Source organism: Sphingomonas gei (genome assembly GCF_004792685.1).
In the GTDB taxonomy this organism is placed as follows: Bacteria; Pseudomonadota; Alphaproteobacteria; order Sphingomonadales; family Sphingomonadaceae; genus Sphingomonas; species Sphingomonas gei.
The window spans coordinates 2,501-5,356 of the sequence record NZ_SRXT01000014.1; the positions used below are offsets into that span (position 1 = coordinate 2,501).

Annotated in this window: 1 rRNA gene (running past one end of the window); it reads left to right on the plus strand. The window is 53.4% G+C overall.

From position 1 onward, the window contains the following. Positions 1–2,797, plus strand: a 23S ribosomal RNA gene (locus E5A73_RS21045) (it extends 5 nt beyond the left edge of the window). Positions 2,798–2,856 lie beyond the last annotated feature (59 nt).

Sequence of the window (2,856 nt, forward strand, 5' to 3'; positions counted from 1 at the left end):
GTGAGGTAAGGGCAATTCGTGGATGCCTTGGCATGTACAGGCGATGAAGGACGTGGCACGCTGCGATAAGCGTCGGGGAGCTGTGAGCAAGCTTTGATCCGACGATTTCCGAATGGGGAAACCCACCTGATCCGATTATCCTGGCTGCGAGCAATCGTAGTGAGGGTAATTGGAAGAAGGTATCACTTAGCTGAATAAAATAGGCTTCGTGAAGCGAACCCGGCGAACTGAAACATCTCAGTAACCGGAGGAAAAGACATCAACCGAGATTCCGTTAGTAGTGGCGAGCGAACGCGGACCAGGCCAGTGCCTGAATTTCAACTAGCAGAACACTCTGGAAAGTGTGGCCATAGCGGGTGACAGCCCCGTATGCGAAAGTGATGATTCAGGACTCGAGTAGGGCGGAACACGTGTAATTCTGTCTGAACATAGGGGGACCACCCTCTAAGCCTAAATACTCGTACATGACCGATAGCGAACTAGTACCGTGAGGGAAAGGTGAAAAGCACCCCGATGAGGGGAGTGAAACAGTACCTGAAACGGATTGCCTACAAGCAGTTGGAGCCTCTTTATGGGGTGACAGCGTACCTCTTGCATAATGGGTCTGTGACTTAATGTACCAAGCAAGCTTAAGCCGTTAGGTGTAGGCGCAGCGAAAGCGAGTCTGAATAGGGCGAATGAGTTTGGTGTATTAGACCCGAAACCCGGCGATCTAGGCATGACCAGGATGAAGGTGCGGTAACACGCACTGGAGGTCCGAACCGATTAACGTTGAAAAGTTACCGGATGAGTTGTGTTTAGGGGTGAAAGGCCAATCAAGCCGGGAAATAGCTGGTTCTCCGCGAAAACTATTGAGGTAGTGCCTCGCACGAATACCATAGGGGGTAGAGCACTGGATGGGCTAGGGGGTCGCGAGATCTACCAAACCTAACCAAACTCCGAATACCTATGAGTACTATGCGGGAGACAGACGGCGGGTGCTAAGGTCCGTCGTCAAAAGGGAAACAGCCCTGACCTACAGCTAAGGTCCCCAAGTCGTGTCTAAGTGGGAAAGCATGTGGGAATCCCAAAACAACCAGGAGGTTGGCTTAGAAGCAGCCATCCTTTAAAGAAAGCGTAACAGCTCACTGGTCTAATCAAGGGTTCCTGCGGCGAAGATGTAACGGGGCTCAAGACACGCACCGAAGCTTAGGGTGTGTCCTGAACGAGTGTCAGGATACGCGGTAGCGGAGCGTTCCGTAAGCCGTTGAAGCGATCTGGTAATGGGTCGTGGAGGTATCGGAAGTGCGAATGCAGACATGAGTAGCGATAAAGAGGGTGAGATGCCCTCTCGCCGAAAGACCAAGGGTTCCTGCGCAAGGCTAATCCGCGCAGGGTGAGCCGGCCCCTAAGACGAGCCCGAAGGGGGTAGTCGATGGGAACCACGTTAATATTCGTGGGCCTGGTGGTGTGTGACGGATCTCGTGTGTTGTACGATCTTATCGGATTGATCGTGCTTCGAAGAGGTCCCGGGAAATAGCCCCACCGTATAGACCGTACCCGAAACCGACACAGGTGGTCAGGTAGAGTATACCAAGGCGCTTGAGAGAAGTGTCCTGAAGGAACTCGGCAAATTGCCTCCGTACCTTCGGAAGAAGGAGGCCCTCACTGAGCGCAAGCTTTTTGAGGGGGCACAGGCCAGGGGGTAGCGACTGTTTAGCAAAAACACAGGGCTCTGCTAAGTCGGCTTCAAGACGACGTATAGGGTCTGACGCCTGCCCGGTGCCTGAAGGTTAAGTGGAGGGGTGCAAGCTCCGAAATGAAGCCCAGGTAAACGGCGGCCGTAACTATAACGGTCCTAAGGTAGCGAAATTCCTTGTCGGGTAAGTTCCGACCTGCACGAATGGCGTAACGACTTCCCCACTGTCTCCAGGACATGCTCAGCGAAATTGAATTCTCCGTGAAGATGCGGAGTACCCGCGGTTAGACGGAAAGACCCCGTGCACCTTTACTGCAGCTTCAGAGTGGCATTAGGAAGAAACTGTGTAGAATAGGTGGGAGGCTTTGAAGTGATGGCGCCAGCTGTCATGGAGCCACAATGTGAAATACCACCCTGTTTGTTTCTGATGTCTAACCACGCACCGTCATCCGGTGCTGGGACCCTCTGTGGCGGGTAGTTTGACTGGGGCGGTCGCCTCCTAAAGAGTAACGGAGGCGCGCGAAGGTTGGCTCAGGACGGTTGGAAACCGTCTGTTAGAGTGCAATGGCATAAGCCAGCCTGACTGCGAGACTGACAAGTCGAGCAGAGACGAAAGTCGGTCATAGTGATCCGGTGGTCCCTCGTGGAAGGGCCATCGCTCAACGGATAAAAGGTACGCCGGGGATAACAGGCTGATAACCCCCAAGAGCTCATATCGACGGGGTTGTTTGGCACCTCGATGTCGGCTCATCACATCCTGGGGCTGGAGCAGGTCCCAAGGGTTTGGCTGTTCGCCAATTAAAGTGGTACGTGAGCTGGGTTCAGAACGTCGCGAGACAGTTTGGTCCCTATCTGCCGTGGGCGTCGAAATTTGAGAGGAGTTGACCCTAGTACGAGAGGACCGGGTTGAACATACCTCTGGTGTACCAGTCGTTCTGCCAAGAGCGCAGCTGGGTAGCTATGTATGGACGGGATAACCGCTGAAAGCATCTAAGCGGGAAGCCTCCCTCGAGATAAGATTTCATAGGACGGTCGGAGACCACGACCTTGATAGACTGGATGTGGAAGTACGGTAACGTATGGAGCTAACCAGTACTAATTGTCCTATTCGCGCTTGAGAGTTCCACCATCAATGACAATCCTGGGTAACCACCCGGCATTGCATATGGTCGGATGAT